Origin of the sequence: Pseudomonas nunensis, assembly GCF_024296925.1 — a bacterium.
GTDB classification, from domain to species: domain Bacteria; phylum Pseudomonadota; class Gammaproteobacteria; order Pseudomonadales; family Pseudomonadaceae; genus Aquipseudomonas; species Aquipseudomonas nunensis.
In genome coordinates this window covers 4001547-4023712 of sequence record NZ_CP101125.1, presented here as the reverse complement: position 1 = coordinate 4023712, position 22166 = coordinate 4001547, and the positions used below count along the sequence as shown (strand labels likewise).

The 22166-nt window shown below is 59.0% G+C and carries 22 protein-coding genes; 13 read left to right on the top strand and 9 right to left on the bottom strand.

Annotated features, from left to right (window positions below):
• The first annotated feature begins 377 nt into the window (after positions 1-377).
• Together NK667_RS17480 and sthA are read left to right on the top strand one after the other, a co-directional pair.
• Positions 378-1322, top strand: a complete 945-nt coding sequence (locus tag NK667_RS17480; RefSeq protein ID WP_413786155.1) for an FAD:protein FMN transferase — start codon at positions 378-380, stop codon at positions 1320-1322.
• Positions 1323-1529: 207 nt separating this feature from the next.
• Positions 1530-2924 carry a Si-specific NAD(P)(+) transhydrogenase gene (sthA, locus tag NK667_RS17475; protein WP_054054267.1) on the top strand — a complete coding sequence of 465 codons (1395 nt, stop codon included), beginning with the start codon at positions 1530-1532 and terminating at the stop codon, positions 2922-2924.
• 42 nt (positions 2925-2966) lie between these two features.
• On the opposite strand, the gene NK667_RS17470 is transcribed toward sthA, so the two are convergent.
• Positions 2967-3689, bottom strand: a complete 723-nt coding sequence (locus NK667_RS17470; protein WP_054054264.1) for a glycerophosphodiester phosphodiesterase — start codon at positions 3687-3689, stop codon at positions 2967-2969.
• Between the two features lie 13 nt (positions 3690-3702).
• A complete protein-coding gene (locus tag NK667_RS17465) occupies positions 3703-4284 on the bottom strand; it encodes a PilZ domain-containing protein (RefSeq protein ID WP_054054262.1) in 582 nt (193 codons plus the stop codon).
• Positions 4285-4378: 94 nt separating this feature from the next.
• On the opposite strand from NK667_RS17465, the gene NK667_RS17460 reads away from it, so the two are divergent.
• From NK667_RS17460 to NK667_RS17450, 3 genes are all read left to right on the top strand, one after another.
• Entirely contained in the window at positions 4379-5629 is a 1251-nt protein-coding gene (locus NK667_RS17460; RefSeq protein WP_054054260.1) for a lipoprotein-releasing ABC transporter permease subunit, read from the top strand.
• 7 nt (positions 5630-5636) lie between these two features.
• A complete protein-coding gene (lolD, locus tag NK667_RS17455; RefSeq protein ID WP_177331443.1) occupies positions 5637-6320 on the top strand; it encodes a lipoprotein-releasing ABC transporter ATP-binding protein LolD in 684 nt (227 codons plus the stop codon).
• A gap of 66 nt (positions 6321-6386) precedes the next feature.
• Positions 6387-7631 carry a lipoprotein-releasing ABC transporter permease subunit gene (locus NK667_RS17450; protein ID WP_054054257.1) on the top strand — a complete coding sequence of 415 codons (1245 nt, stop codon included), beginning with the start codon at positions 6387-6389 and terminating at the stop codon, positions 7629-7631.
• A 99-nt stretch (positions 7632-7730) separates the two neighbouring features.
• Here the strand turns inward: NK667_RS17450 and NK667_RS17445 are convergent, their stop codons facing one another.
• Positions 7731-9080: a heavy metal sensor histidine kinase gene (locus tag NK667_RS17445; RefSeq protein WP_054615605.1), complete on the bottom strand. Its 1350-nt coding sequence runs from the start codon at positions 9078-9080 to the stop codon at positions 7731-7733.
• Complete coding sequence (locus NK667_RS17440; protein ID WP_054615604.1) at positions 9080-9760, bottom strand: heavy metal response regulator transcription factor; 681 nt, start codon at positions 9758-9760, stop codon at positions 9080-9082. The genes NK667_RS17445 and NK667_RS17440 overlap by 1 nt, the downstream gene beginning before the upstream one ends.
• Before the next feature lie 189 nt (positions 9761-9949).
• On the opposite strand from NK667_RS17440, the gene copI reads away from it, so the two are divergent.
• Positions 9950-10471 (top strand): copper-resistant cuproprotein CopI, encoded by a 522-nt coding sequence (copI, locus tag NK667_RS17435; RefSeq protein ID WP_054615603.1) that lies wholly within the window; start codon positions 9950-9952, stop codon positions 10469-10471.
• A gap of 61 nt (positions 10472-10532) precedes the next feature.
• Entirely contained in the window at positions 10533-11363 is an 831-nt protein-coding gene (gene queF / locus NK667_RS17430) for an NADPH-dependent 7-cyano-7-deazaguanine reductase QueF (RefSeq protein WP_054054250.1), read from the top strand.
• Positions 11364-11536: 173 nt separating this feature from the next.
• Here queF and NK667_RS17425 read toward each other — a convergent pair whose 3' ends face one another.
• Positions 11537-11800 carry a DUF4404 family protein gene (locus tag NK667_RS17425; protein WP_054054248.1) on the bottom strand — a complete coding sequence of 88 codons (264 nt, stop codon included), beginning with the start codon at positions 11798-11800 and terminating at the stop codon, positions 11537-11539.
• A gap of 109 nt (positions 11801-11909) precedes the next feature.
• Positions 11910-12530, bottom strand: a complete 621-nt coding sequence (locus NK667_RS17420; protein ID WP_054054246.1) for an HAD superfamily inactivated hydrolase PcrP — start codon at positions 12528-12530, stop codon at positions 11910-11912.
• 199 nt (positions 12531-12729) lie between these two features.
• On the opposite strand from NK667_RS17420, the gene NK667_RS17415 reads away from it, so the two are divergent.
• Positions 12730-13419: an MlaA family lipoprotein gene (locus tag NK667_RS17415; RefSeq protein WP_054615602.1), complete on the top strand. Its 690-nt coding sequence runs from the start codon at positions 12730-12732 to the stop codon at positions 13417-13419.
• Between the two features lie 60 nt (positions 13420-13479).
• On the opposite strand, the gene NK667_RS17410 is transcribed toward NK667_RS17415, so the two are convergent.
• Complete coding sequence (locus NK667_RS17410) at positions 13480-13779, bottom strand: PilZ domain-containing protein (RefSeq protein ID WP_054054242.1); 300 nt, start codon at positions 13777-13779, stop codon at positions 13480-13482.
• 276 nt (positions 13780-14055) lie between these two features.
• On the opposite strand from NK667_RS17410, the gene rssB reads away from it, so the two are divergent.
• Together rssB and rssC are read left to right on the top strand one after the other, a co-directional pair.
• Positions 14056-15237, top strand: coding sequence for a two-component system response regulator RssB (rssB, locus tag NK667_RS17405; RefSeq protein ID WP_054615601.1), 1182 nt, complete (start codon positions 14056-14058; stop codon positions 15235-15237).
• A complete protein-coding gene (gene rssC, locus NK667_RS17400) occupies positions 15237-15719 on the top strand; it encodes an anti-sigma factor antagonist RssC (protein WP_007935262.1) in 483 nt (160 codons plus the stop codon). The genes rssB and rssC overlap by 1 nt, the downstream gene beginning before the upstream one ends.
• A 238-nt stretch (positions 15720-15957) precedes the next feature.
• Here the strand turns inward: rssC and tal are convergent, their stop codons facing one another.
• Positions 15958-16884, bottom strand: a complete 927-nt coding sequence (gene tal / locus NK667_RS17395) for a transaldolase (RefSeq protein WP_054054237.1) — start codon at positions 16882-16884, stop codon at positions 15958-15960.
• A gap of 188 nt (positions 16885-17072) precedes the next feature.
• Entirely contained in the window at positions 17073-18032 is a 960-nt protein-coding gene (locus NK667_RS17390) for a hypothetical protein (protein WP_054615600.1), read from the bottom strand.
• 299 nt (positions 18033-18331) lie between these two features.
• Between NK667_RS17390 and NK667_RS17385 the strand changes: the two genes are divergently transcribed.
• From NK667_RS17385 to NK667_RS17375, 3 genes are read left to right on the top strand one after another with little or no spacing between them, the layout of a single operon-like run.
• Positions 18332-18772, top strand: coding sequence for a low molecular weight protein-tyrosine-phosphatase (locus NK667_RS17385; RefSeq protein ID WP_054054233.1), 441 nt, complete (start codon positions 18332-18334; stop codon positions 18770-18772).
• 39 nt (positions 18773-18811) lie between these two features.
• Positions 18812-21031 (top strand): polysaccharide biosynthesis tyrosine autokinase, encoded by a 2220-nt coding sequence (locus NK667_RS17380; protein ID WP_054615599.1) that lies wholly within the window; start codon positions 18812-18814, stop codon positions 21029-21031.
• 38 nt (positions 21032-21069) lie between these two features.
• Positions 21070-22152 (top strand): glycosyltransferase, encoded by a 1083-nt coding sequence (locus NK667_RS17375; protein WP_054615598.1) that lies wholly within the window; start codon positions 21070-21072, stop codon positions 22150-22152.
• Positions 22153-22166: the final 14 nt, after the last annotated feature.

Here is a 22166-nt window from a genome sequence, read left to right as displayed (position 1 = left end):
TGGAAATCCCTGGTCTTGACGCTTCCTGGCTGTCGGCCTCAAGCACGCAGGCACACACCGAACAGTTTTGTAACGATATGTGTATGAAGATGGATAGGCAACCACTAGTTAGGCTGCTGCTTAAACGTTATAGCCATTAGCCGGCACGGATATAGAGGTTGAACGACTTAGAAACCTGTAGGAGCGAGGCTTGCCCGCGAAGGCGGTGTGTCAGGTTGATCGCTTTCGCGGGCAAGCCTCGCTCCTACAGGGGTGTTGCATAATGGTCGGCACTGGCGCTGTGTCGGGGGTATTCAGAGGGATTGAGATTGTTGAAGCGGAAGGGGTTTTTCCCGTTGTTGTTCATTGCGCTGTCCGGCTGCGGCAACGGCGATTCCATGGAAAGCTTCGGCGGCCCGACCATGGGCAGCACCTATTCGATCAAGTACGTGCGAACTCAGGGTTTGCCCGCGCCGAAGGTGGTGCAAGCCGAAGTCGAAAAAATCCTCGCTGACGTTGACCGGCAAATGTCCACCTACCGCAGCGACTCGGACATCGAACGCTTTAACGATCTGCCGGCCAATCGCTGTCAGACCATGCGCGCGCCGATCCTCGAATTGGTCCGTGTCGGCGAACAACTGTCACTGCAAAGCGAAGGCTCCTACGACCTGACCGTCGAACCCTTGATGAACCTTTGGGGTTTTGGCCCACAAGCCCGCGAGGAAAAAATCCCCAGTCCCGAAGCTCTGGCCACCGCGATGCAGCGAATCGGCTACACGCACCTGCGCATCGACGGCGATCAACTGTGCAAGGACGCCGCGGTCGAGGTGGACTTCAACAGCATCGCCGCCGGCTATTCGGTCGACAGCATCGCCGCCACACTCGACAGCATGGGCATCCACAACTACCTCGCCGAAGCCACGGGCGAACTCAAGGCTGCCGGTAAAAAACTCGACGGCTCCCCGTGGAAAGTTGCCTTGGAAGAGCCTCGGGACGACCAACAAGTGGCCGAGCGCATCATTAACGTGGACGGCTACGGCGTCTCCACCTCCGGCGACTACCGCAACTATTTCGAGCAGGACGGTCGGCGCTATTCCCACACCTTCGATGCCCGCACCGGTGCGCCGATTACCCACAACCTCGCGTCGGTCACGGTAATAAATCCTTCAGCCCTGATGGCCGATGGCTTATCGACGCTGTTGCTGATTCTCGGCCCGGTACGTGGATGGGACTACGCGGAAAAACACAACATCGGTGCATTCTTTGTGATTCGTGCCGATACAGGTTTCGTCACACGGACCAATCAGGCTTTTGAACGGCTCAGTGGCGGCAAAACCGAATGATTACGGCGATCCGAGCATTGAAGACTGGCGTTGTAGCGCAGGCAAAAGTAGCCTACGACGCGACCAAGGGTTAATGTGCGCGGCGTTGACGCTTCTATAGACTGTGTCCGGGTTCTGCACTGGCCCCAAATTGTTCCTTCACGCCGCAGATCGGCGTGATTTAGCCGCAGGTGCCGATGGCGCCGCGGCCTGTTCTGAGGAGTACGCATGGCTGTCTACAACTACGACGTGGTGGTGCTGGGTTCCGGCCCGGCGGGAGAAGGCGCGGCAATGAACGCCGCCAAAGCAGGGCGCAAGGTGGCGATGGTCGACAGCCGTCGCCAGGTCGGCGGCAACTGCACCCACCTGGGCACCATCCCGTCCAAGGCATTGCGTCACTCGGTCCGGCAGATCATGCAGTTCAACACCAACCCGATGTTCCGGGCCATTGGTGAGCCGCGTTGGTTCTCGTTCCCGGACGTGCTGAAAAGCGCTGAAAAAGTCATTTCCAAACAAGTCGCCTCGCGCACCGGCTACTACGCCCGTAACCGCGTCGACGTGTTCTTTGGCACCGGCAGCTTCGCCGACGAGCAAACCATCGAAGTGGTGTGCGCCAACGGCGTGGTCGAGAAACTGGTGGCCAAGCACATCATCATCGCCACCGGCTCGCGTCCTTATCGCCCGGCGGACATCGATTTCCATCACCCGCGTATCTACGATAGCGACACCATCCTCAGCCTCAACCACACCCCGCGCAAACTCATCGTTTACGGCGCTGGCGTGATCGGTTGCGAATACGCCTCGATCTTCAGTGGCCTGGGTGTGCTGGTTGAGCTGGTGGATAACCGTGGTCAGTTGCTGAGCTTCCTGGACTCGGAAATTTCCCAGGCCCTGAGCTATCACTTCAGCAACAACAACATCACGGTCCGCCACAACGAAGACTACGACCGCGTCGAAGGCGTGGACAACGGTGTGATCCTGCACCTCAAGTCCGGCAAGAAGATCAAGGCCGACGCCTTGCTCTGGTGCAACGGTCGTACCGGTAACACCGACGCATTGGGTCTGGAAAACATCGGCGTGAAGGTCAACAGCCGTGGCCAGATCGAAGTCGATGAAGCCTATCGCACCTGCGTACCGAACATTTACGGTGCCGGCGACGTGATCGGCTGGCCAAGCCTGGCCAGTGCCGCCCACGACCAGGGCCGTTCGGCCGCTGGCAGCATCGTGGATAACAACAGCTGGCGCTTCGTGAATGATGTGCCGACCGGCATCTACACCATTCCGGAGATCAGCTCGATCGGCAAGAACGAGCAGGAGCTGACTCAGGCCAAGGTGCCGTACGAAGTGGGCAAGGCGTTCTTCAAGAGCATGGCGCGTGCACAGATCGCCGGCGAGCCCCAGGGCATGCTGAAGATCCTGTTCCACCGTGAAACCCTGGAAGTGCTGGGCGTTCACTGCTTCGGCTATCAGGCGTCGGAGATTGTTCACATCGGCCAGGCGATCATGAGCCAGCCGGGTGAACTGAACACCCTGAAATACTTCGTCAACACGACGTTCAACTACCCGACCATGGCCGAAGCCTATCGGGTAGCGGCGTACGATGGCCTCAACCGGCTTTTTTGAGCGGCTCCGGCCGGTGGCCTGAGCCGGCCGGGGAGACCGATTTCAGCAATTCTCGAGCGTGGCAGTGGCCAAACCGGGAAAGTCTGTAATCAGGCTGTCAACGCCGAAGTCGGCGAGTCTGCGCATTAGCGCGGGCTCGTTGACTGTCCATACCGACACATGCAGCCCCTGACGTTGCGCCTTTTGCAGGCGTTCCGGCGTACACAGGGTCCAGTTCAGCGCCAGAATCTCACAGCCATAGCTTTGCGCGACCTTCAACGGGTCGAGCCAGGCGTATTCGGCCACCAATCCCCGGGACACGTCCGGCACCAGATCCAGCGCAGCTTTCAATACTTCGCGGGAACTCGAGGTGATCGTCACCTTGTCCAGCAGGCCATGACGCACCGCCATCTCACGAATCGCCAGCACGGTGGTTGCGGCACGGGTGCGTGAAGCGCTTTTGACTTCGAGTTGCCAGTGCTCGAAATCGCATTTCTCGAACAGTTCTTCCAGCGTCGGAATCGGGCACGGCTTGATCCAGCCCGGGCCGCCCTTGCGCGCGTCGTAGGTCACCAGATCCTTGGCGGAGTGCTCGACCACTTTGCCGCGCCGATCCGTGGTGCGCTTGAGTGTCGGGTCATGGATGACCATCAACTCGCCGTCCATGGACAGGTGCAGGTCCAGTTCGCAACGGCGCACGCCGTGCTTGAGACATTCCTGAAAACTGGTCAGGGTGTTTTCCGGTGCTTCGCCTTTGGCGCCGCGATGGCCGTAGATGAGGGTCACGGTTCTTCCTTAATTAAATGCCTGATTCGTTTTGTTCGCGGGCCAGGCGTCGTTCCTGGGCCTGCTTTTGCAAGATGTAGCGGGCGAGCAACTGGCGCTGGGCATCGGTCGGGTATTCGAACTCGGTGCCGACATCGTAGCCGTCACCCTTGCGGTCGCAGTGGGTGACCTTGGCGCGCAGCAACAGGCCCAGCGCTTGCGGCATCAGCACCAGTTTGACCGACAGGTGCGCGCCGACCGCAATCGGCGTCGGGTGCTGAAAGTCGATGCCGCCTTCGGAGATGATCACCGGTTGCGGTTCGCCGATCTGCCCGAGCACGGTCAAGGCGACCACTTGGCTCAGCAGGTCGATGCGTTTGTTCTGGGATTTCAAGAATGCCGCAATCGCCCGGTCGCGCTCACTGATCTGGCGCAACAGGTGCTGCGACTCGAATTCACTCAGGTGCAGTTCGCTGAGCAGGTTGAATAGTGGCGAAGCATCCTGCAACACTTCCTGGCCTGCGGCTTCGGGAGCAGACAGGGGCCGAATTTCCAGTGCGATCGAGTCCTCGATACGGTAGTATTCGCGGCGATCTTCTTCATCTAATGTCGACATGGCGAACCCATGGTAGCGGCGGTGGTCTGAGTGTAAAGCTGGTTATCGACCCCCGCCACAAGGACGTTCCTTTTCCCTCCGAACAAGCCCCGACATGTTCAGACCTCTCTTCGTATTTATTGGCACGCGTTATACCCGTGCAAAGCGTCGCAATCATTTTGTGTCGTTCATTTCCCTGACTTCAATGATCGGGCTCGCCCTTGGCGTGGTCGTGATGATCGTCGTGCTGTCGGTCATGAACGGCTTCGATCATGAGATGCGCACCCGCGTGCTGGGCATGGTGCCCCACGCGACCATCGAGTCCGGTGAACCCATCAGCGACTGGCAAAGCCTGGCCGCCAAGGTCAAGCAGAACCCGCAGGTGACGGCCGTTGCGCCGTTCACCCAGATGCAGGGGCTGCTGACCAACAACGGCAAGGTCTCCAAGGTGTTGCTCAATGCCATCGACCCGACGCTGGAGCGCCAGGTCTCGATCATTGATAACTTCATGCAGCAGGGCAAACTCGACGACCTGACCCCCGGCAGCTTCGGCATCGTCATCGGCGACAAGGCTGCGGCCAAACTCGGCGCATCGATTGGTGACAAGCTGACGTTCGTCGCGCCGGAAGTCACCGTGACCCCGGCCGGGATGTTCCCGCGCATGAAACGCTTTACCGTGGTCGGCATCTTCCATGTCGGCGCCGGTGAGCTGGACGGCTACCTGGGCGTGACCAACCTGCAGGATCTGGCCCGGCTGCATCGCTGGAAACCGGATCAGGTCCAGGGCATCCGCTTGAAGTTCGACGACCTGTTCCAGGCACCGCGCGTAGCATGGACCCTCGCCCAGCAACTCGGCGAAGACCATTACTACGCCCGCGACTGGACCCGTACCCACGGCAACCTGTATCAGGCGATCCGCATGGAAAAAGCCATGATCGGTCTGCTGTTGCTGCTGATCGTCGCCGTGGCGGCGTTCAACATCATCTCCACGCTGGTGATGGTGGTGAACGACAAGAAGGGCGACATCGCGATTCTGCGCACCCTTGGCGCGACGCCGGGTTCGATCATGGCGATCTTCATGGTCCAGGGCACGGTCATTGGTGTGGTCGGTACGCTGATCGGCGCCGTGGTCGGGATCTTCGCCGCGCTGAACGTCAGCGCCGCGATCTCGGCGCTCGAAGGGCTGATCGGGCATAAATTCCTGAACGCCGACGTGTATTTCATCGATTACCTGCCGTCGCAAGTGCAGAGCCAGGACGTGTTGATGGTCTGCGCCGCCGCGTTGGTCCTGAGTTTCCTCGCCACCCTGTATCCAGCCTGGCGTGCCGCGCGCACCCAGCCTGCGGAGGCGCTACGTTATGAGTGAGTCGGGCATGAGTGAAAAAGCAATCTTGAGCTGCCGCAACCTGGGCAAATCCTACGAGGAAGGCCCGGAGTCGGTAGAAGTGTTGGCCGGTCTGCAACTGGAGCTGCACCCGGGTGAGCGTGTGGCGATTGTCGGCACCTCGGGTTCGGGTAAAAGTACTTTGCTCAACCTGCTGGGCGGCCTCGATACGCCAACCAAGGGCAGCGTCTGGCTCGACGGCGAAGAGCTTTCGGCCCTGAGCGAGAAAAATCGTGGTTTGCTGCGTAACCGTTCCCTCGGGTTCGTGTACCAGTTCCACCACTTGCTGCCGGAATTCACCGCGCTGGAAAACGTCTGCATGCCGCTGCTGATCGGCAAGACCGCGATCCCGGAAGCACGTCAGCGTGCCACCACATTGCTGGAGCGGGTAGGGCTGGGGCATCGCCTGCAACACAAACCTTCGGAGTTGTCCGGCGGCGAGCGTCAACGTGTGGCCATCGCCCGCGCCCTGGTGAACAACCCTGGGCTGGTGATGCTCGACGAGCCGACCGGCAACCTCGACTCCCACACCGCGCAAGGCATTCAGGATTTGATGCTGGAACTCAGCACCTCGATGCGCACGGCGTTCCTGGTGGTGACTCATGACATGAACCTGGCTCGCCAGATGGATCGCGTCCTGCATTTGCAGGAAGGTTGCCTGACGCCCATCTGATCGGCCCAAACCCGGCGTGACTGAATAGTCCGTCGGGTCTTTTATTTTTATACGGTGCCCCAGCGAATGTTCAGACCGTTATCGATCTTTATCGGCGCGCGCTATACCCGCGCAAAGCGCCGCAATCGCTTCGTATCTTTCATCTCGATGACCTCGATGATCGGCCTCGCCCTGGGCGTGTTGGCAATGATCGTGGTGTTGTCGGTGATGAACGGTTTCCAGCGCGAAATGAGCTCGCGCATCCTCGGTATGGTGCCCCACGCGACCATCGTCGGCGTAAACCCGATCGACGATTGGCAGCCCGTGGCCGCCGCCGCGATGAAAAATCCTGAAGTGACCGCCGCCGTGCCGTTCACCGAAATGGAAGGCATGCTCTCTTATAAAGGCTCGATGCAGCCGATTCAGGTCAGCGGCATCGATCCGGCGCAGGAAGGCAAGGTTTCCATCGTTGCGCAGCACATCGTCCAGGGCCGTCTCGATGACTTGAAACCCGGCGAGTTCGGCGTGGTAGTCGGTGAAATCACCGCGCGGCGCTTTCGCTTGAACGTCGGCGACAAAATCACCCTGATCGTGCCGGAAGTCAGCAGCGCACCGGGTGGCATCACCCCGCGCATGCAGCGACTGAACGTGGTCGGCGTGTTCAAGGTTGGCGCCGAACTGGACGGTTCGATGGCGTTGATCCACATGGCCGACGCCGCGCAGATGCAGCATTGGCAGCCGAACCAGGTGCAGAGCGTGCGCCTGGCGGTGAAGGATTTGTACGCAGCGCCGAAGGTGTCGAACGACATCGCCAATGGCCTCGGCACCGCTTACAAGGCTGACGACTGGACCCACACCCAGGGCAGCCTCTTCAGCGCGATGAAAATGGAAAAAACCATGATCGGCCTGTTGTTGCTGATGATCGTCGCGGTGGCGGCGTTCAACATCATCGCCACCTTGATCATGGTGGTGAACGACAAGGGCGCGGACATCGCGATCCTGCGCACCATCGGCGCCACGCCACGCCAGATCATGGCGATCTTCATGGTGCAGGGCACGGTGATCGGGATTGTCGGCACCTTGATCGGCGGTGTGCTGGGCGTGATTGCGGCACTGAACGTCAGTGAGCTGGTGGGTTGGCTGGAGCGGGTCACCGGGCAGCACATCTTCAGTTCGGACGTGTACTTCGTCAGCAACTTGCCGTCGGAATTGCAGGGCGGGGATGTGTTGTTGATCTGCTCGGCGGGTTTCATCCTGAGCTTTTTGGCGACGGTTTATCCGGCATGGCGTGCGGCGAAGATCGAGCCGGCGCATGCGTTGCGGTATTCGTAAGCCCTGAAATTGTCTTCGCGGGCAAGCCTCGCTCCTACAGGTTTACATCGCCCTGTGTAGGAGCGAGGCTTGCCCGCGAAGAGGCCGGCCCTGCTGGCCTCAATCCTTCTTGGGCAACTCAATCACAAATCGCGTCCACCCATTCGCCGATTCGCAACGAATCAACCCGCCATGGGCACGAATGATCGACTGGGTAATCGCCAACCCCAACCCCGCATGCTCGCTACTGCCTTCTTGGCGCGCCGGATCAGCCCGATAGAACCGGTCGAACAAACGCGGTAGCAACGCCTCAGCAATCCCGTCCCCACTGTTCTCGACCGTCAGGCTCAACCCTTTGGCCTGATCGACAATCCGTACCCGAACCTCACCCTCGGCCGGCGTAAACCGCAGCGCGTTATCCAGCAGGTTGGAAAGCGCCCGGCGCAACATGCTGCGGTCGCCCTCCATCTGTGCGCTGCCATCACGGCTCAGTTTCACCTGCGCGTCCTCGGCCAGCGGTGCAAAGAACTCCAGCAACAGATCCACTTCCTCCGCCAGTTCCAGCGGTTCGCGCTTGGGCATCAGCAAACCGTGGTCAGCCTTGGCCAGGTACAACATGTCGTTGACCAGTTGCGCCATCCATTGCAGTTCTTCGAGGTTGCTGTGCAGTGCCTCGCGATAATCCTCGATCGGGCGCGGGCGGGTGAGGGTGACCTGGGTGTGAGTCAGCAGGTTCGACAAGGGCGTGCGCAATTCATGCGCGATGTCGGCGGAGAAGGCCGAGAGTCGTTGAAAAGAGTCGTCGAGGCGTCCGAGCATGGCGTTGAAGTTGTGGGCCATTTCCGCAAGTTCTGGCGGCATGTTCGCTTCCGGCAAGCGTGCGTTGAGCGAATGTGCAGACACCCCGCTGGCCACCGCGCTCATGCGCCGCAACGGGCGCAGACCGCTACGTGCCGCCCAGGCACCGAGCAGGGCAGTGGCCAGGGCCGAGAGGCCGACGGTCAGCCAGATCAGGTGTTGCATGCGTTGCAAGAAGTGTTGGTGGTGGGTGATGTCCAGCAACAGCGTCAGTCGCGGCGAGTCGGGCTTGTCGGGAAACAGCGGGGCGTTGAGGACGCGATAGTCAGTGCCCTCGCTGCTCAGGGTCGATAAACCCGGCGTTTGCGGGAGGTCCTTGGGCAGTCGAATCGAGCTGTCGTACCAGCGCAGACCATCGCCGCCGGTAATGCGCAGCGACAAATCGGCCTGTCGGCTCAACTCGTCTTGCAGTTTGACTTCACTTTCACTGGATTCAAGGTCATGCAGCGCCCGGCGCAAGCCGATCAACTTGCCGTCCAGCAACTGCTGATCGAGTTCAACGAAATGCGCTTCGCTGGCGCGGCTGAACAGCACCCCGGCAAACAACGACACCACCGCAGTGCAGGCTGCAAACAGCAGCGCCAGGCGATTGCTCAAGGACAGTCGGCGCATCAGGCGTCACGCTCTTCGAGCACGTAGCCCATGCCGCGCACGGTGTGGATCAGTTTGTTGGGAAAGTCGTCGTCGATCTTCAAGCGCAGGCGCCGGATCGCCACCTCGATGACATTGGTGTCGCTGTCGAAATTCATGTCCCACACCTGGGAAGCGATCAGCGATTTGGGCAGCACTTCACCTTGCCGGCGCAGGAGCATTTCCAACAGGGAGAATTCCTTGGCGGTCAGGTCTATGCGTTGACCGTTGCGTTCAGCCCGGCGGCGGATCAGGTCCAGGCGCAAGTCGGCCAGTTGCAGGGTGGTTTCCTGAGGTGTGGCGCTGCCACGCCGTAACAGGCTGCGGACCCGGGCCAGCAATTCAGAAAACGCGAAAGGTTTGACCAGATAATCGTCGGCGCCCAGTTCCAGGCCGTGAACCCGGTCCTCCACCGCGTCGCGGGCGGTCAGAAACAGCACCGGCGTGTCGAGGCCGGCGCCGCGCACCGCTTGCAGAATCTGCCAACCATCGCGGCCGGGCAGCATCACGTCGAGGATCAGCAAGGCGTATTCACCGGTCAGCGCCAGTTGCTGGCCGCTGCTGCCGTCGGCCACCAGTTCGGTATTGAACCCGGCCTCGGTCAGGCCCTGGCGCAAGTAGTGGCCGGTTTTCGCTTGGTCTTCGACGATCAGCAGTTTCATGGGTAGCTCTGTTTAATAAAAAGCTCTGTTTAATAAATAGCTCTGGGCAAATGGAGCGGACGCTTTATACCGTGGGGCCTGCCGATGCGGGCCAACCTGACAAAGTTGTAATCTGCCTGTCAGGTTGCGGGCAGGCGTGTCAGTTTAGAGTTTTCCATAGGCTGAACCTTATCTTGTTGGAGTACGGCTATGTTTTTGCGCAATCGTCTGGTGCTGGCCGCGTGTTTGCTGGCGTTGAGTTCGCCCGTGTGGGCATCGCCTGCGCAGACTTACGACTTCGGTCAGCCGGCCCCGGCGGCCAAGGCCAGCCGCAGCGTGGAAGTAGTGATGGGCGATATGTCGTTCGATCCGAAGGCTATCGGTATCAAGGCCGGTGAGACGATTCGTTTTGTGTTGGTGAATAAAGGCCAGTTGCTGCACGAATTCAACCTCGGTGACGCGGCGATGCACGCCGCGCACCAGCAGGAAATGTTGAAGATGCAGCAGAGCGGCATGCTGACGCCTACAGCAATGAAGGAAATGGACCACGGTTCGATGGCCGGAATGGACCATGGAATGAAACACGACGACCCCAATAGCGTGCTGGTGCCGCCGGGCAAAACCGCCGAGCTGACCTGGACGTTCTCCAAAGCCACGCAGCTGGAATTTGCCTGCAATATTCCGGGTCACTATCAGGCGGGGATGGTCGGCAAACTGACTGTCAGTCAGTAAGCACTCAAAGGCGGGCGCAAAGGCTGATAGAATCCGCTGATTCTTCAGTCAGGTTTCCGCCATGCATCCCGCAGCCGAACATTCGCCGCTGGGCAAATCCAGCGAATACATCGCCACCTACACGCCGTCCTTGCTGTTCCCGATCCCGCGCACCGCGAAGTGGGCCGAGCTGGGCCTGACGGCGGACACCCTGCCGTATAAAGGCGTGGATTTCTGGAACTGCTTCGAGCTGTCGTGGCTGCTGCCATCGGGCAAGCCTGTGGTGGCGATCGGTGAATTCAGCATCCCGGCGGATTCGCCGAACATCATCGAATCCAAGTCATTCAAGCTGTACCTCAATTCCCTGAACCAGACGCCGTTTGCCGACACCGCGAGCCTTGAAGCCACGCTGGTGAAAGACCTGTCGGCGGCGGCCGGCAAACCGGTTGGCGTACGGATTCGCAGCCTGAAGGACGTTGAAGCGGAAGGCGTCGTTGCCTTGCCGGGCGTGTGCATTGATGAGCTGGACATCAGCGTCAGCAACTACGAGCACCCGCGTCCAGAGCTGTTGCGTTGCGATGATTCGCGGATTGTCGAAGAGGCTGTGCACAGCCATTTGCTCAAATCCAATTGCCCGGTCACCAGTCAGCCGGACTGGGGCAGCGTGGCGGTGGAATACCGTGGTGCGGCGCTGGATCACGCGAGTCTGCTGGAATACATCGTCAGCTTCCGCCAGCACTCGGACTTCCATGAGCAGTGCGTGGAGCGGATCTTTCTCGACCTGCAACGCTTGTTGAAGCCGGAGAAATTGACCGTGTATGCACGGTACGTGCGGCGGGGCGGGCTGGATATCAACCCGTATCGCAGCACTGAAACGGTCCAACTGCCGAACCACCGTTTGGCCCGTCAATAAAGAACCCCTGTGGGAGCGGGCTTGCTCGCGAAAGCGGTGTGTCAGCCGGCATAAATGTTGACTGATACACCGCTTTCGCGAGCAAGCCCGCTCCCACAAGGGGACTGCATTGCAAACTCCGGATATGAAAAAGCCCTGCTATCGCTAGCAGGGCTTTTTTGCATCTGGCGGGTTCAGATCCCGATGTTGCCCAGCGTTTGCACGATGTTGCGCAAGGTGCCGGCAATGGCGGGGTGTTCGAGTTCAAAGCGTTCGACGGCCAGGTTCACGCCGTCGGCGAGGTTGGAGTCCTTGGTTTTGGTTTCCAGCTCAAGCTCGAGTTCGATCTGTTGCATCAGCGCGTGCAGGTCTTCGCGCTCGGCTTCGGAGAGCGGCGGATTCTGTTCCAATTGCTCGCGCAGGGTATTGAGCTGGTCTTGCAGTTCGCGGGCAGGCATGGCGTTCTTCCTTTTATCGATAGGCACTGGCATAGACCGCAGCAGCACGCCAAAGGTCTATGGCTGACCTTTAGATTAATCCACTCACGGGCAGCCTGCATGATCTCTGTCAGGGCTTTTCGCCCTTGAGCCGGCGCAGGCTGATGTCTGCCAGGCAAGTGTCGAGCTCGCCAAGGTGATCGATCACCGAATGCACGCCCAGGCCAAACAGCTGCACCGTTGCCTTGCCACGCAGGTGTTCACGCTCGTTTTGACTCAATGCTTGCCATTCATTCGGTGCCAATCCGCACAGTGAGCCGCAGGACGCCAGGCCTATGGTCCACAGTCCAGCATTGAGCCCGGCTTGCAGCAATCGCGGCTCGCCGCTGACCAGCACACAACCGTCGAGACGCTCGACATTCAACGCCATCAAGGCTTGCCAACAGGCATTCGGGGCCGGCCATGGATTGATTGTTGCGGGATGTTGCGATGGCTTGATCCACGCCGGCAGGCTCGCGGCAAGCGTGTGGCTGAGGGCAGCGGGAAGCTCATCGAGCCATGCGCAAGGAATCTGCAGGCGCTGCAAACTGCGCAAGCTATCCAGGGCACCGGGGGTGACTTCGGCATGTTCGGCAGAAGGCGCGCCGGGCTGGCGCGTGCGGGCACCGAAATCCACCAGGCAACCACTGAGGCCGAACAGCACGGCGGTCAGGCTGGGTGCGGCATCGGGCAAGGCTTCGGCATGCGGCATATCAACGTCCCTGAAATAGCGACAAGGCTATGGGAGGACGGTGACAGTTGAGTGACATTGATGTGAATCGCTCACAGTCGATTTGCAACTTGCGAAGGCAGGTTCGCACAGTGCTGCCTAAACCTGAGTTTCCGTCTTATACTAGCCACCTTTACGCTTGGGCCGCGCGCCCGCGCTTGTACAATCCAAGGAGTTTTCTATGCGCTGGAGCAATCAACTCGCTCAGCTATGTGTGTGTGCCAGCGTGTTGCTGGTTCCGTTTGCCGCCCAGGCGGCTTCGGAAGATGATCCTTGGGAAAGCGTCAACCGCCCGATTTACCAGTTCAACGATTTCGTCGATACCTACGCGCTGAAGCCCATTGCCCAGGGCTATGAGTTCGTGACGCCGCAGTTCGTGGAAGACGGCATCCACAACATGTTCCGCAACGTCGGTGATGTGACCAACCTTGCGAACAATATCCTGCAGGCCAAACCGGCCGCCGCTGGCGTCGACACCGCACGACTGATCTTCAACACCACCTTCGGCGTGTTGGGCTTCTTCGATGTGGGCACCAAGATGGGCCTGCAACGCAGCGATGAAGATTTCGGCCAGACCCTCGGCTACTGGGGCGTCGGCAGTGGTCCGTACGTGATGCTGCCATTGCTCGGCCCAAGCACTTTGCGTGATGCGCCGTCCAAGCTCGTCGACAGCTACACCGGCCCGTACCGTTACATCAACGACGTGCCAGTGCGTAACTCGGTATTCGGCTTGAACATCGTCGATACCCGCGCCAGCCTGCTGTCGGCCGAGAAGCTGATCAATGGCGACAAGTACATCTTCATCCGCAACGCTTACCTGCAGAACCGCGAATTCAAAGTCAAAGACGGCCACGTCGAAGACGATTTCTGATTCAGCCCGGTAAAACGAAGAAGGCGGCCATTGGCCGCCTTCTTTATTTTCGGATCCTGATTATTTCATCTTCAAGATTGTAAGCCCGAGTTTCTGGCTGCTGCCGTCCTGTTCCTTCACCCACACCACTTCGGTGTCGGCCTCAAGCCCCTTGAGGGCCGCGTGATCGGAGTCGATCCGCACGCTCAGACGGTCTCCGACCTTGAACAGGCGCGGCGCCTCCACCTGCATGCCACTGCTGGAAAGGTCGATGCAGACGGCTGGCACCTCATCGCCCTCATGAATCAGCGAGACATCGGCATCGACCCGCATGCGAATGAAATCGCGCTTTTCGCTGTAGTCCCGATCGGTTTGACTCATGGGTTCGATCCTTCCATTAGGTTCCGGTTTTACCTGTTCTTATAACTCCCGGTGATTTGAGAAGTAAAGACGTCAAGCGACCATCGGCGTGAGCTTGAAACGCCCCGCGGATGGGAGTACCGTCTGCGCCTTAGAAGGGCACCTCTGGTGGACCTGTGTGTCGGGCAAACGCTCGAAAACAGTGCAACAGAGAGGCTAGAAAGCGAATCCAGTAGTGTGAGCCGGGATTAAACCCCTGCCTGCTACGCCAACCTAATTCTGGCGCCGTTTGCCCACATGCCAAAAACCAGTGCCACGCTGCTGATAATCGATGATGACGAAGTAGTGCGCGCGAGCCTCGCCGCCTATTTGGAAGACAGTGGTTTCAGTGTCCTGCAAGCCAGCAATGGCCAGCAGGGTCTTCAGGTATTCGAGCAAGACAAGTCCGACTTGGTCATCTGCGATCTGCGCATGCCGCAGATGGGCGGGCTCGAACTCATTCGCCAGGTCACCGAGCTGTCGCCGCAAACCCCGGTTATCGTGGTGTCGGGTGCCGGCGTGATGAACGATGCGGTCGAGGCCCTGCGCCTGGGCGCGGCGGACTACCTGATCAAGCCTCTCGAAGATCTGGCCGTGCTCGAGCACTCCGTGCGCCGGGCCCTGGATCGTGCGCGCCTGCTGCTGGAAAACCAGCGCTACCGCGACAAGCTTGAAAAGGCCAACCGCGAACTCGAAGCCAGCCTGAACCTGCTCCAGGAAGACCAGAACGCCGGTCGCCAGGTGCAGATGAACATGCTGCCGGTCAGTCCTTGGACCATCGACGAGTTCCAGTTTGCCCACCAGATCATCCCGTCGCTGTACCTGTCGGGTGATTTCGTTGACTACTTTCGGGTCGACGAGCGTCGGGTAGCTTTCTACCTGGCGGATGTTTCCGGTCATGGCGCCTCTTCAGCCTTCGTCACCGTGCTGTTGAAATTCATGACCACGCGCCTGCTGTTCGAATCCAAGCGCAATGGCACGTTGCCAGAATTCAAGCCTTCAGAGGTACTTGGTCATATCAACCGAGGCCTGATCAGTTGTAAGCTGGGTAAACACGTCACAATGGTCGGTGGTGTCATCGACGAGGAGACAGGTTTGTTGACCTATAGCATCGGCGGTCATCTGCCGTTGCCTGTGTTGTACACGCCAGACAGTGTTCGTTATCTGGAAGGGCGTGGTCTGCCGGTGGGCCTCTTCAATGAAGCCACCTACGAAGACCACGTGATGGAATTGCCTCCGACGTTCAGCCTGACGCTGATGTCTGATGGCATTCTGGACCTTTTGCCAGAACCCACACTCAAAGAGAAAGAAGCGGCGTTGCCCCAACGGGTCAAGGCTGCGGGCGGCACCCTGGATGGGCTGCGGCAGGTTTTTGGATTGGCCACGCTAGGGGAGATGCCGGATGATATCGCCCTGTTGGTGTTGAGCAGGAATCTTTAATGAGTACCGGTAGAATCCAGTTCGCCGAGCAGGACGGCACCTTCGTCCTGAAGTTCGTCGGTGAAGTTCGCCTGACCCTGTGTTCGGCGTTGGATGCGACTATTGAGCGGATCTTCACGGCGTTGAACTTCAACGCGATCGTGATCGACCTGACCGAAACCCGTAGCATCGACAGCACCACGTTGGGCCTGCTGGCCAAACTGTCGATCCTGTCGCGGCAGAAGGTCGGCTTGCTGCCGACCGTCGTCACCACCCACGAAGACATCACCCGTCTGCTGCAGTCCATGGGCTTCGAGCAAGTGTTCAACATCGTTGACCGCCCGATCCCATGCCCTGAGTGCCTGACCGACCTGCCAGACCAGGATCAGTCCGAAGAAGTGGTGCGGATCAAAGTGCTCGAAGCACACAAGATCCTCATGGGCCTGAACGACTCCAATCGTGAAGCGTTTCATGATCTGGTAAATGCGCTGGAGCGGCATTGATCCCAAGCCATCCGCTGGCCTGTGGCGAGGGAGCTTGCTCCCGCTGGGCTGCGAAGCGGCCCTAAAACCATTCACCTGGTGGTGTCAGTCAGACCCCAGTCAACCGGATTACGACTGCTACGCAGCCGAGCGGGAGCAAGCTCCCTCACCACAGGTCCTCATCGCGACATAACCAGCCAAATACAAAAAAGGGCGAGCCCGTGAGGGTTCGCCCTTTTTGCATTGCGTCGAAACTAGATCACAGCTTGGCTTGCAGCAACGCCTCAAGCTTTTCCTGGTCACGGGCGAACTGACGAATACCTTCGGCCAGTTTCTCGGTCGCCATCGCATCTTCGTTGGACAACCAACGGAACTGCGCTTCATTCAGGCTCAGACGTGCTTCGCCGGCATGCCCTGGCGCCAGTTTGCGCTCCAGCTTGCCGTTGTCCGCCGCCAGTTTCTCCAGCAGATCCGGGCTGATGGTCAGGCGATCGCAACCTGCCAGTTGCTCGATCTGATTCAGATTGCGGAAGCTTGCGCCCATGACCACGGTTTTGTAGTCATTGGCCTTGTAGTAGTTGTAGATGCGGGTTACCGACTGCACGCCCGGATCATCCGCGCCGGTGTAGTCGTTGCCGTTGGCCTTCTTGTACCAGTCGTAGATGCGGCCCACGAACGGCGAAATCAGGAACACGCCCGCGTCAGCGCAAGCGGCGGCCTGAGCGAAGGAGAACAGCAGGGTCAGGTTGGTCTGGATGCCTTCCTTTTCCAGGATCTCGGCGGCACGGATGCCTTCCCAGGTGGAGGCGATCTTGATCAGTACGCGGTCACGGCCGATGCCGGCCTTGTCGTACAGCTCGATCAGACGGTGCGCGCGCTTCAATACGGCGTCAGTGTCGAACGAAAGACGTGCATCCACTTCGGTGGAAATACGGCCTGGGACCACTTTCAGGATTTCTTGCCCTACCGCGACGCCAAAACGGTCGCTGGCCAGGCCGACGTCGCCCTTGCAGTCATGAACGCAAGCGTTCAGCAGCTCGGCGTAACCGGAAATGGCCGCCGCTTTGAGCAGCAGGGAAGGGTTGGTGGTAGCGTCCACGGGTTTAACGCGAGCGATAGCTTCGAAGTCGCCGGTATCGGCAACGACGGTGGTGATTTGTTTGAGTTGTTCCAGCTTGGAAGTCATGGGCGTGCTCTGTCCTATGGGTCTGATGACATTACCCGAGCGCTGACAGCCACTCAAGGGCGGGTGTGCGTATCGATGGCCCCAATGGCAACAACCTGAAAACAGGCGTTTGAATGGCGGGGCGTGGTATCGGTAAATACGATGCCAAATCGGGGCACAGGTTCAAAGCAACTGACCGTTAACGTGGCCTACTGCGCATTAAGCAGGGTCTGGACCGCCAACTGTGCCGGCTTTGGCTGACCATCTGACGTCTGCAGGCCGAAGTTTCTCTCTCGGTCATTCCCGCCCGATTCACTGTTTTTCCATTCATAAACCGACGTCAGCGGGATTTTCAGTTTTTCGACATCGGAAATGAAGGTGCTGACCTTGCTGGCTTGCCCATCGACCCCGCCGTTGGAGCTGAGCGCCGACACGCCCCACTCGCTGATAACCCCGGGCAAATGGAAATTCTGCTGAATAAACGCCTGGGCGGTACTGATCTGCGTGCCGGTCAGGCCATAGGGATGATAGGAAATCGCGCTCAGGCATTTGGGGTATTCACTGACAATCCGGTTCAGCGCCACTGTCGACGCGGAGCCCGCACTCGGCGCTTTCGAGAAACCGAAGCCGATCAGCGGTGTGGTGTGGGCTTTCGATCCGAGGGATTGGCACATCGCGCTCATGAACGGCACGAACGTCGTCTCGAAGCTGCCGGTCGGCCAATACTTTTCCAGGTCCGGCTCATTCCAGATTTCAATCGCCACCAATTGCGTGCGGTAGGACTGTTCCAGGGCGACTACCGACTGGGCGAACTGCGTTCCGGCCGCCGCCAGTTCGCCGGCATTACCGGGCGCGTCCGTCAGGGCTTCGGTTGAGCGAATGGTCATCAGCACCGGTAATCCGGCGGCTTTGGCGACGGCGAACGCGTCGCTGATCTGTTTTTGATACGCCGCGCCGCCGAGGCTGTCCGTCCACACGCCAAAACGCACAAAGCCGAAGCCCGCTGTTTTGATCTGCGCGGCGTCGGCGGGGGTGAATGTCTGGATCTTCACCTGGACGCCGAAAGTCTTGTCGGCGTTCAGGACGGGAAACAGTGTGCTGGCGTGAACCTGACTACTGAGTATCAGCAGCGTCGAAGCGGCAAGACATTTGAAAGGTGCTGAGCTCATGGCGGGTTTCCTCACGTCGGGCTGGAAATAACATTGTTTATTGGTTTTTCGACGCTATTAGTTCGATGGCGAAAAGGCTGCTAAGTGCACGACTGTTATGTTTTGTCGGATAAGCATTGTTAGAAAACGTTCGTTATTTTTGGTCCGGCTATTGTGGTTGGGCGGCGTTTGGCTGCCGTGGTACTTAATACGCTTGTATTTACAAGGTTGATCCGTTTCTGAGTGCGGGATGAACCCGTGGGTTCATTTGAATCCCCACTACGCATTGGTTGATTCGACATTACACGGGAAGCGTTGCCTTGTTCAGAAAGATCCTTGTCGTCTGCGTGGGCAATATTTGCCGAAGCCCCACCGCAGAACTGCTGCTGCGTAATGCGCTGGCGTCTTCAACCATCGCCGTCACCTCGGCGGGCCTGAGCGCGCGCGTTGGCGAAGCCATGGAACCCGCGGCGCGCCAGGTGCTGGAAGCCCACGGGCATTGCGCCGAAGGCTTCAAGGCGCGGCAAATCACCCCGGACATCGTCAATGAATCAGACCTGATTCTGGTCATGGAAAAACAGCATGTAAACCAAGTGCTGAAGATTGCATCGCACGCCAGGGGCAAAGTGTTTCTTCTCGGCAAGTGGCAGAGTGAGCGAGAAATACAGGACCCGTATCGTCAAGGAAGAGCAGCTTTTATTCATGCCCATGCATTGATTGAAGATGCTGTTTGCTCATGGGCGCAGCGCCTTGGGCATTGATGAATAATTTTCAGATCAGTAAATGGTAAGAACTCACTTATGCAGTTACCGTCAGTAGTCGGCACCCGGGACAACGAACGAGATGATATTGATCTTCTCGGTATATTCGGCAGTTTAATTGACCAGAAATGGTTAATCGGCGCGCTCACCGGAGCATTTATGCTGACCGGCGTGGCCTATGCGATTTTGGCGACGCCGGTGTACCTGGCGAACGCCGTGGTCCAGGTCGAACCGAAAAAGAACGACATGCTCGGTTTCTCCGACCTCAACAGCATGCTCAATGGGCAATCGCCGTCGGTGACCGAGATCGGCATCATCAAGTCCCGCGCGGTGATCGGCAAAACCGTCGACGACCTGCACCTGGATATCGACGTCACGCCCAACACCTTCCCGGTCATTGGCGGTTTTCTGGCCCGACGCTACAAGGGCGACGCTGTTGCGCCACCGCGTTTCGGCCTGAACAGTTACGCCTGGGGCGGTGAGCGCCTGGACATCGCACAGCTCAACTTGCCGGAAGAACTGTTGGGCAAGAAGCTGACGCTGGTGGCCGGCGAGCAGCAACGATTCCAGCTGTTCGATGACAACGACAATCTGTTGGTGAACGGTGTCGTCGGCGAAGCCTTCGCGCAAAACGGCATCGAGGGGCGGATCGCCGATCTGGCAGCCAATCCCGGCACGCGTTTCCAAGTGGTGCGCAGCCCAAGAATCGTCACCATCCTCGATTATCAGGATGACCTGGACGTGTCCGAGCAAGGCAAGGAGTCGGGCATAATTCGCCTGGCCCTGGCCAGCCCTGACTACGCCCAAGCGGTGAAGATCCTCAATAAAGTCGCCTCGTTGTATGTACAGCAAAACGTCGAGCGCACCTCGGCCGAAGCGGCGCAAAGCCTGGACTTTCTGCAAGCTCAACTGCCGCAGGTCAAGAACGACCTGATCAAGGCCAGCGATGCGCTCAACGGTTACCAAACCCGTGGCAAGACGGTCAACATTTCCCTCGAAACCCAATCGGTGCTGGAACAGATCGTCACCCTCGACACGCGCATTTCCGAGTTGAAGCTGCAACAGGCGGAGCTTGATCGCAAGTTCACCAAACAGCATCCGGTCTATCGCGCCCTGATGGCGCAGATCGGCGAATTGACTCGTCAGCAGAAGAGTCTGGAGAGCAAAGTCCAGGACCTGCCCGCCACCCAGCAGGAGTTGCTAAACCTGACCCGCGACGTGGAAGTCGCGTCGCAGATCTACACGCAACTGCTGAACAAATCCCAGGAGCTCGACATCGTTCGGGCCGGCGCAGTGGGCAATGCGCGGCTGATCGATGCGGCGGATGTCGACAAGACCACTCCGGTGAAACCGCGTAAGGCACTGATCGTGCTGATCGCGACCTTCCTCGGGGCATTTGTCGGTGTGGCGCTGGTGCTGGTGCGCAAATCCCTGAGTCGCGGCCTGGAAGGGCCGGAAGCCATTGAGCAACTCGGGCTGCCGGTGTATGCATCGATTCCCTACAGCGCGTTGCAACAGGAAGAGGACAGTAAAAAGCTGCGCCTGAGTGACGAGTCGCGGCGCCAGGCATTCCTGTTGGCCCTGCGCAATCCGACCGACCTGTCGATCGAGTCGATCCGCAGCTTGCGCACTTGCCTGCACTTCGCCGGGCTGGACTCGACCAATAACCGCATCATGATTTCCGGTCCGAGCCCGCAGGTCGGCAAAACTTTCGTCTCGTCCAACCTCGCCGCCGTCATGGCGCAAAGCGGTCAAAAAGTTGTGCTGATCGATGCCGACATGCGCAAGGGGCATCTGCACAAGACGCTCAACACGCCGATCAGCAATGGCTTGTCGGACCTGCTGGTCAAGCGTTGCAGCCTGGAGCAGGGCATCCACGAAACCGAGGTCGAGAACCTGCACTTCATCAGCCGCGGACAGGTCCCGCCTAACCCTTCAGAGCTGTTGATGCACGCGAACTTCCGCGAGCTGCTGGCACAACTCAGCGAGCTGTATGACGTGGTGATCATCGATACGCCACCGCTGCTGGCGGTGACCGACGCCGCGATCGTCGGGCGTGAAGCCGCGATCAGCCTGATCGTCACCCGCTTCGGCGTGAACCCCGCCAAAGAAATCGAACTGACGATTCGTCGATTTTCCCAGAACGGCATCCAGTTGAAAGGCGCTGTGTTCAACGGCGTCGAGAAGCGTGCGTCGAGCTATTACGGCAACGGCGGCTACGGCAATTACAACTACGAGTATGCGTCCGACAAGGCTTGATTCGGCATTGGCGTTACCTGAATGGAAATGGGTGGATTGTGAAAAAAATACTGCATGTGGCCGAAACGATTAAGGGTGGCGTGGCGACCGTTATTCGCACGATATCGGCGCCCCCCGAGGGCCAGGCTGCGAACTATGAGCTGGTGTATCTGATCCCGTTCGATCAGCGAAAAGAGCTGCACGGCATTGAAGAAAAACAGATCCGCACCTTCGACCGGACCAAGCGTGATGTGCGCTCGCTGCTGCGATTCGCCTGGCAACTGGGCCGTTTGATCTTCAAGGAAAAACCCGATGTGGTGCATTTGCACAGCACCTTTTCCGGGGTGATTGGCCGTTGCGTGTGCGTACTTTTACGGCCGTGGCGGTCACCGAAAATTGTCTACTGCCCGCATGCCTTTTCATTTTTGATGGAGAGTTCGCCGGCCAAGCAGAAGGTCTATTCGCTGATCGAGCGGCTGTTGCAGAAGGTCACGGACGTGATCATTTGCGTCAGCCAGTACGAACTGGATAAAGCAGCGCGATTCGGTATCGAGCGGCGGCGCATGAAACTGATCTACAACGGCATTCCCTACAAAGACGATGAGCCGAAGACCTCCGGTCAGGCGCCGATCCATCTGCTGTTTGTCGGGCGGCTCGACTATCAGAAGGGCTTCGATGTGTTGCTCAAGGCGTTTGCCGGCGTAAAGCGCACCGATCTGAAACTCACTGTGGTCGGGAGTGCGGTCAACGAGGACAGCGTCGATTGCCCGGAAATGGACGGAGTCGAGTACGTGCCGTGGGTGACACCGGCCGAGGTGAATGCGCTGTATCAGGCGGCTGACGCGCTGATCGTGCCGAGTCGCTGGGAAGGCTTTGCCATGGTGCCGCTCGAAGGCATGGCCATGGGGCTGCCGGTGATTGCCAGTGACTGCACGTCCTTGCCCGAACTGGTCACCCACGGCGTGACGGGCTACGTGTTTCCCTCCGGCGATCATCAGGCACTCACCAGGCTGCTGGTGAACATCCAGAAGCCCGGCTTGCTGGCGCTCGGCGTTCAGGGGCGCGAAAAGGTCCGTGAGCGCTTCAGTGCCACGTTGATGATCAAGCAGACCTACGACGCCTATTCCGCTTCCTCTTATTAAGTAGATATCAGCTT

What these genes read in the sequence shown, in the direction of transcription:
- NK667_RS17480 (WP_413786155.1), top strand. Translation starts at nt 378, where the DNA reads ATGGAAAGCTTCGGCGGCCCGACCATGGGCAGCACCTATTCGATCAAG.
- sthA (WP_054054267.1), top strand. Translation starts at nt 1,530, where the DNA reads ATGGCTGTCTACAACTACGACGTGGTGGTGCTGGGTTCCGGCCCGGCG.
- NK667_RS17465 (WP_054054262.1), bottom strand. Translation starts at nt 4,284, where the DNA reads ATGTCGACATTAGATGAAGAAGATCGCCGCGAATACTACCGTATCGAG.
- NK667_RS17460 (WP_054054260.1), top strand. Translation starts at nt 4,379, where the DNA reads ATGTTCAGACCTCTCTTCGTATTTATTGGCACGCGTTATACCCGTGCA.
- lolD (WP_177331443.1), top strand. Translation starts at nt 5,637, where the DNA reads ATGAGTGAAAAAGCAATCTTGAGCTGCCGCAACCTGGGCAAATCCTAC.
- NK667_RS17450 (WP_054054257.1), top strand. Translation starts at nt 6,387, where the DNA reads ATGTTCAGACCGTTATCGATCTTTATCGGCGCGCGCTATACCCGCGCA.
- NK667_RS17445 (WP_054615605.1), bottom strand. Translation starts at nt 9,080, where the DNA reads ATGCGCCGACTGTCCTTGAGCAATCGCCTGGCGCTGCTGTTTGCAGCC.
- NK667_RS17440 (WP_054615604.1), bottom strand. Translation starts at nt 9,760, where the DNA reads ATGAAACTGCTGATCGTCGAAGACCAAGCGAAAACCGGCCACTACTTG.
- copI (WP_054615603.1), top strand. Translation starts at nt 9,950, where the DNA reads ATGTTTTTGCGCAATCGTCTGGTGCTGGCCGCGTGTTTGCTGGCGTTG.
- queF (WP_054054250.1), top strand. Translation starts at nt 10,533, where the DNA reads ATGCATCCCGCAGCCGAACATTCGCCGCTGGGCAAATCCAGCGAATAC.
- NK667_RS17425 (WP_054054248.1), bottom strand. Translation starts at nt 11,800, where the DNA reads ATGCCTGCCCGCGAACTGCAAGACCAGCTCAATACCCTGCGCGAGCAA.
- NK667_RS17420 (WP_054054246.1), bottom strand. Translation starts at nt 12,530, where the DNA reads ATGCCGCATGCCGAAGCCTTGCCCGATGCCGCACCCAGCCTGACCGCC.
- NK667_RS17415 (WP_054615602.1), top strand. Translation starts at nt 12,730, where the DNA reads ATGCGCTGGAGCAATCAACTCGCTCAGCTATGTGTGTGTGCCAGCGTG.
- NK667_RS17410 (WP_054054242.1), bottom strand. Translation starts at nt 13,779, where the DNA reads ATGAGTCAAACCGATCGGGACTACAGCGAAAAGCGCGATTTCATTCGC.
- rssB (WP_054615601.1), top strand. Translation starts at nt 14,056, where the DNA reads ATGCCAAAAACCAGTGCCACGCTGCTGATAATCGATGATGACGAAGTA.
- rssC (WP_007935262.1), top strand. Translation starts at nt 15,237, where the DNA reads ATGAGTACCGGTAGAATCCAGTTCGCCGAGCAGGACGGCACCTTCGTC.
- tal (WP_054054237.1), bottom strand. Translation starts at nt 16,884, where the DNA reads ATGACTTCCAAGCTGGAACAACTCAAACAAATCACCACCGTCGTTGCC.
- NK667_RS17390 (WP_054615600.1), bottom strand. Translation starts at nt 18,032, where the DNA reads ATGAGCTCAGCACCTTTCAAATGTCTTGCCGCTTCGACGCTGCTGATA.
- NK667_RS17380 (WP_054615599.1), top strand. Translation starts at nt 18,812, where the DNA reads ATGCAGTTACCGTCAGTAGTCGGCACCCGGGACAACGAACGAGATGAT.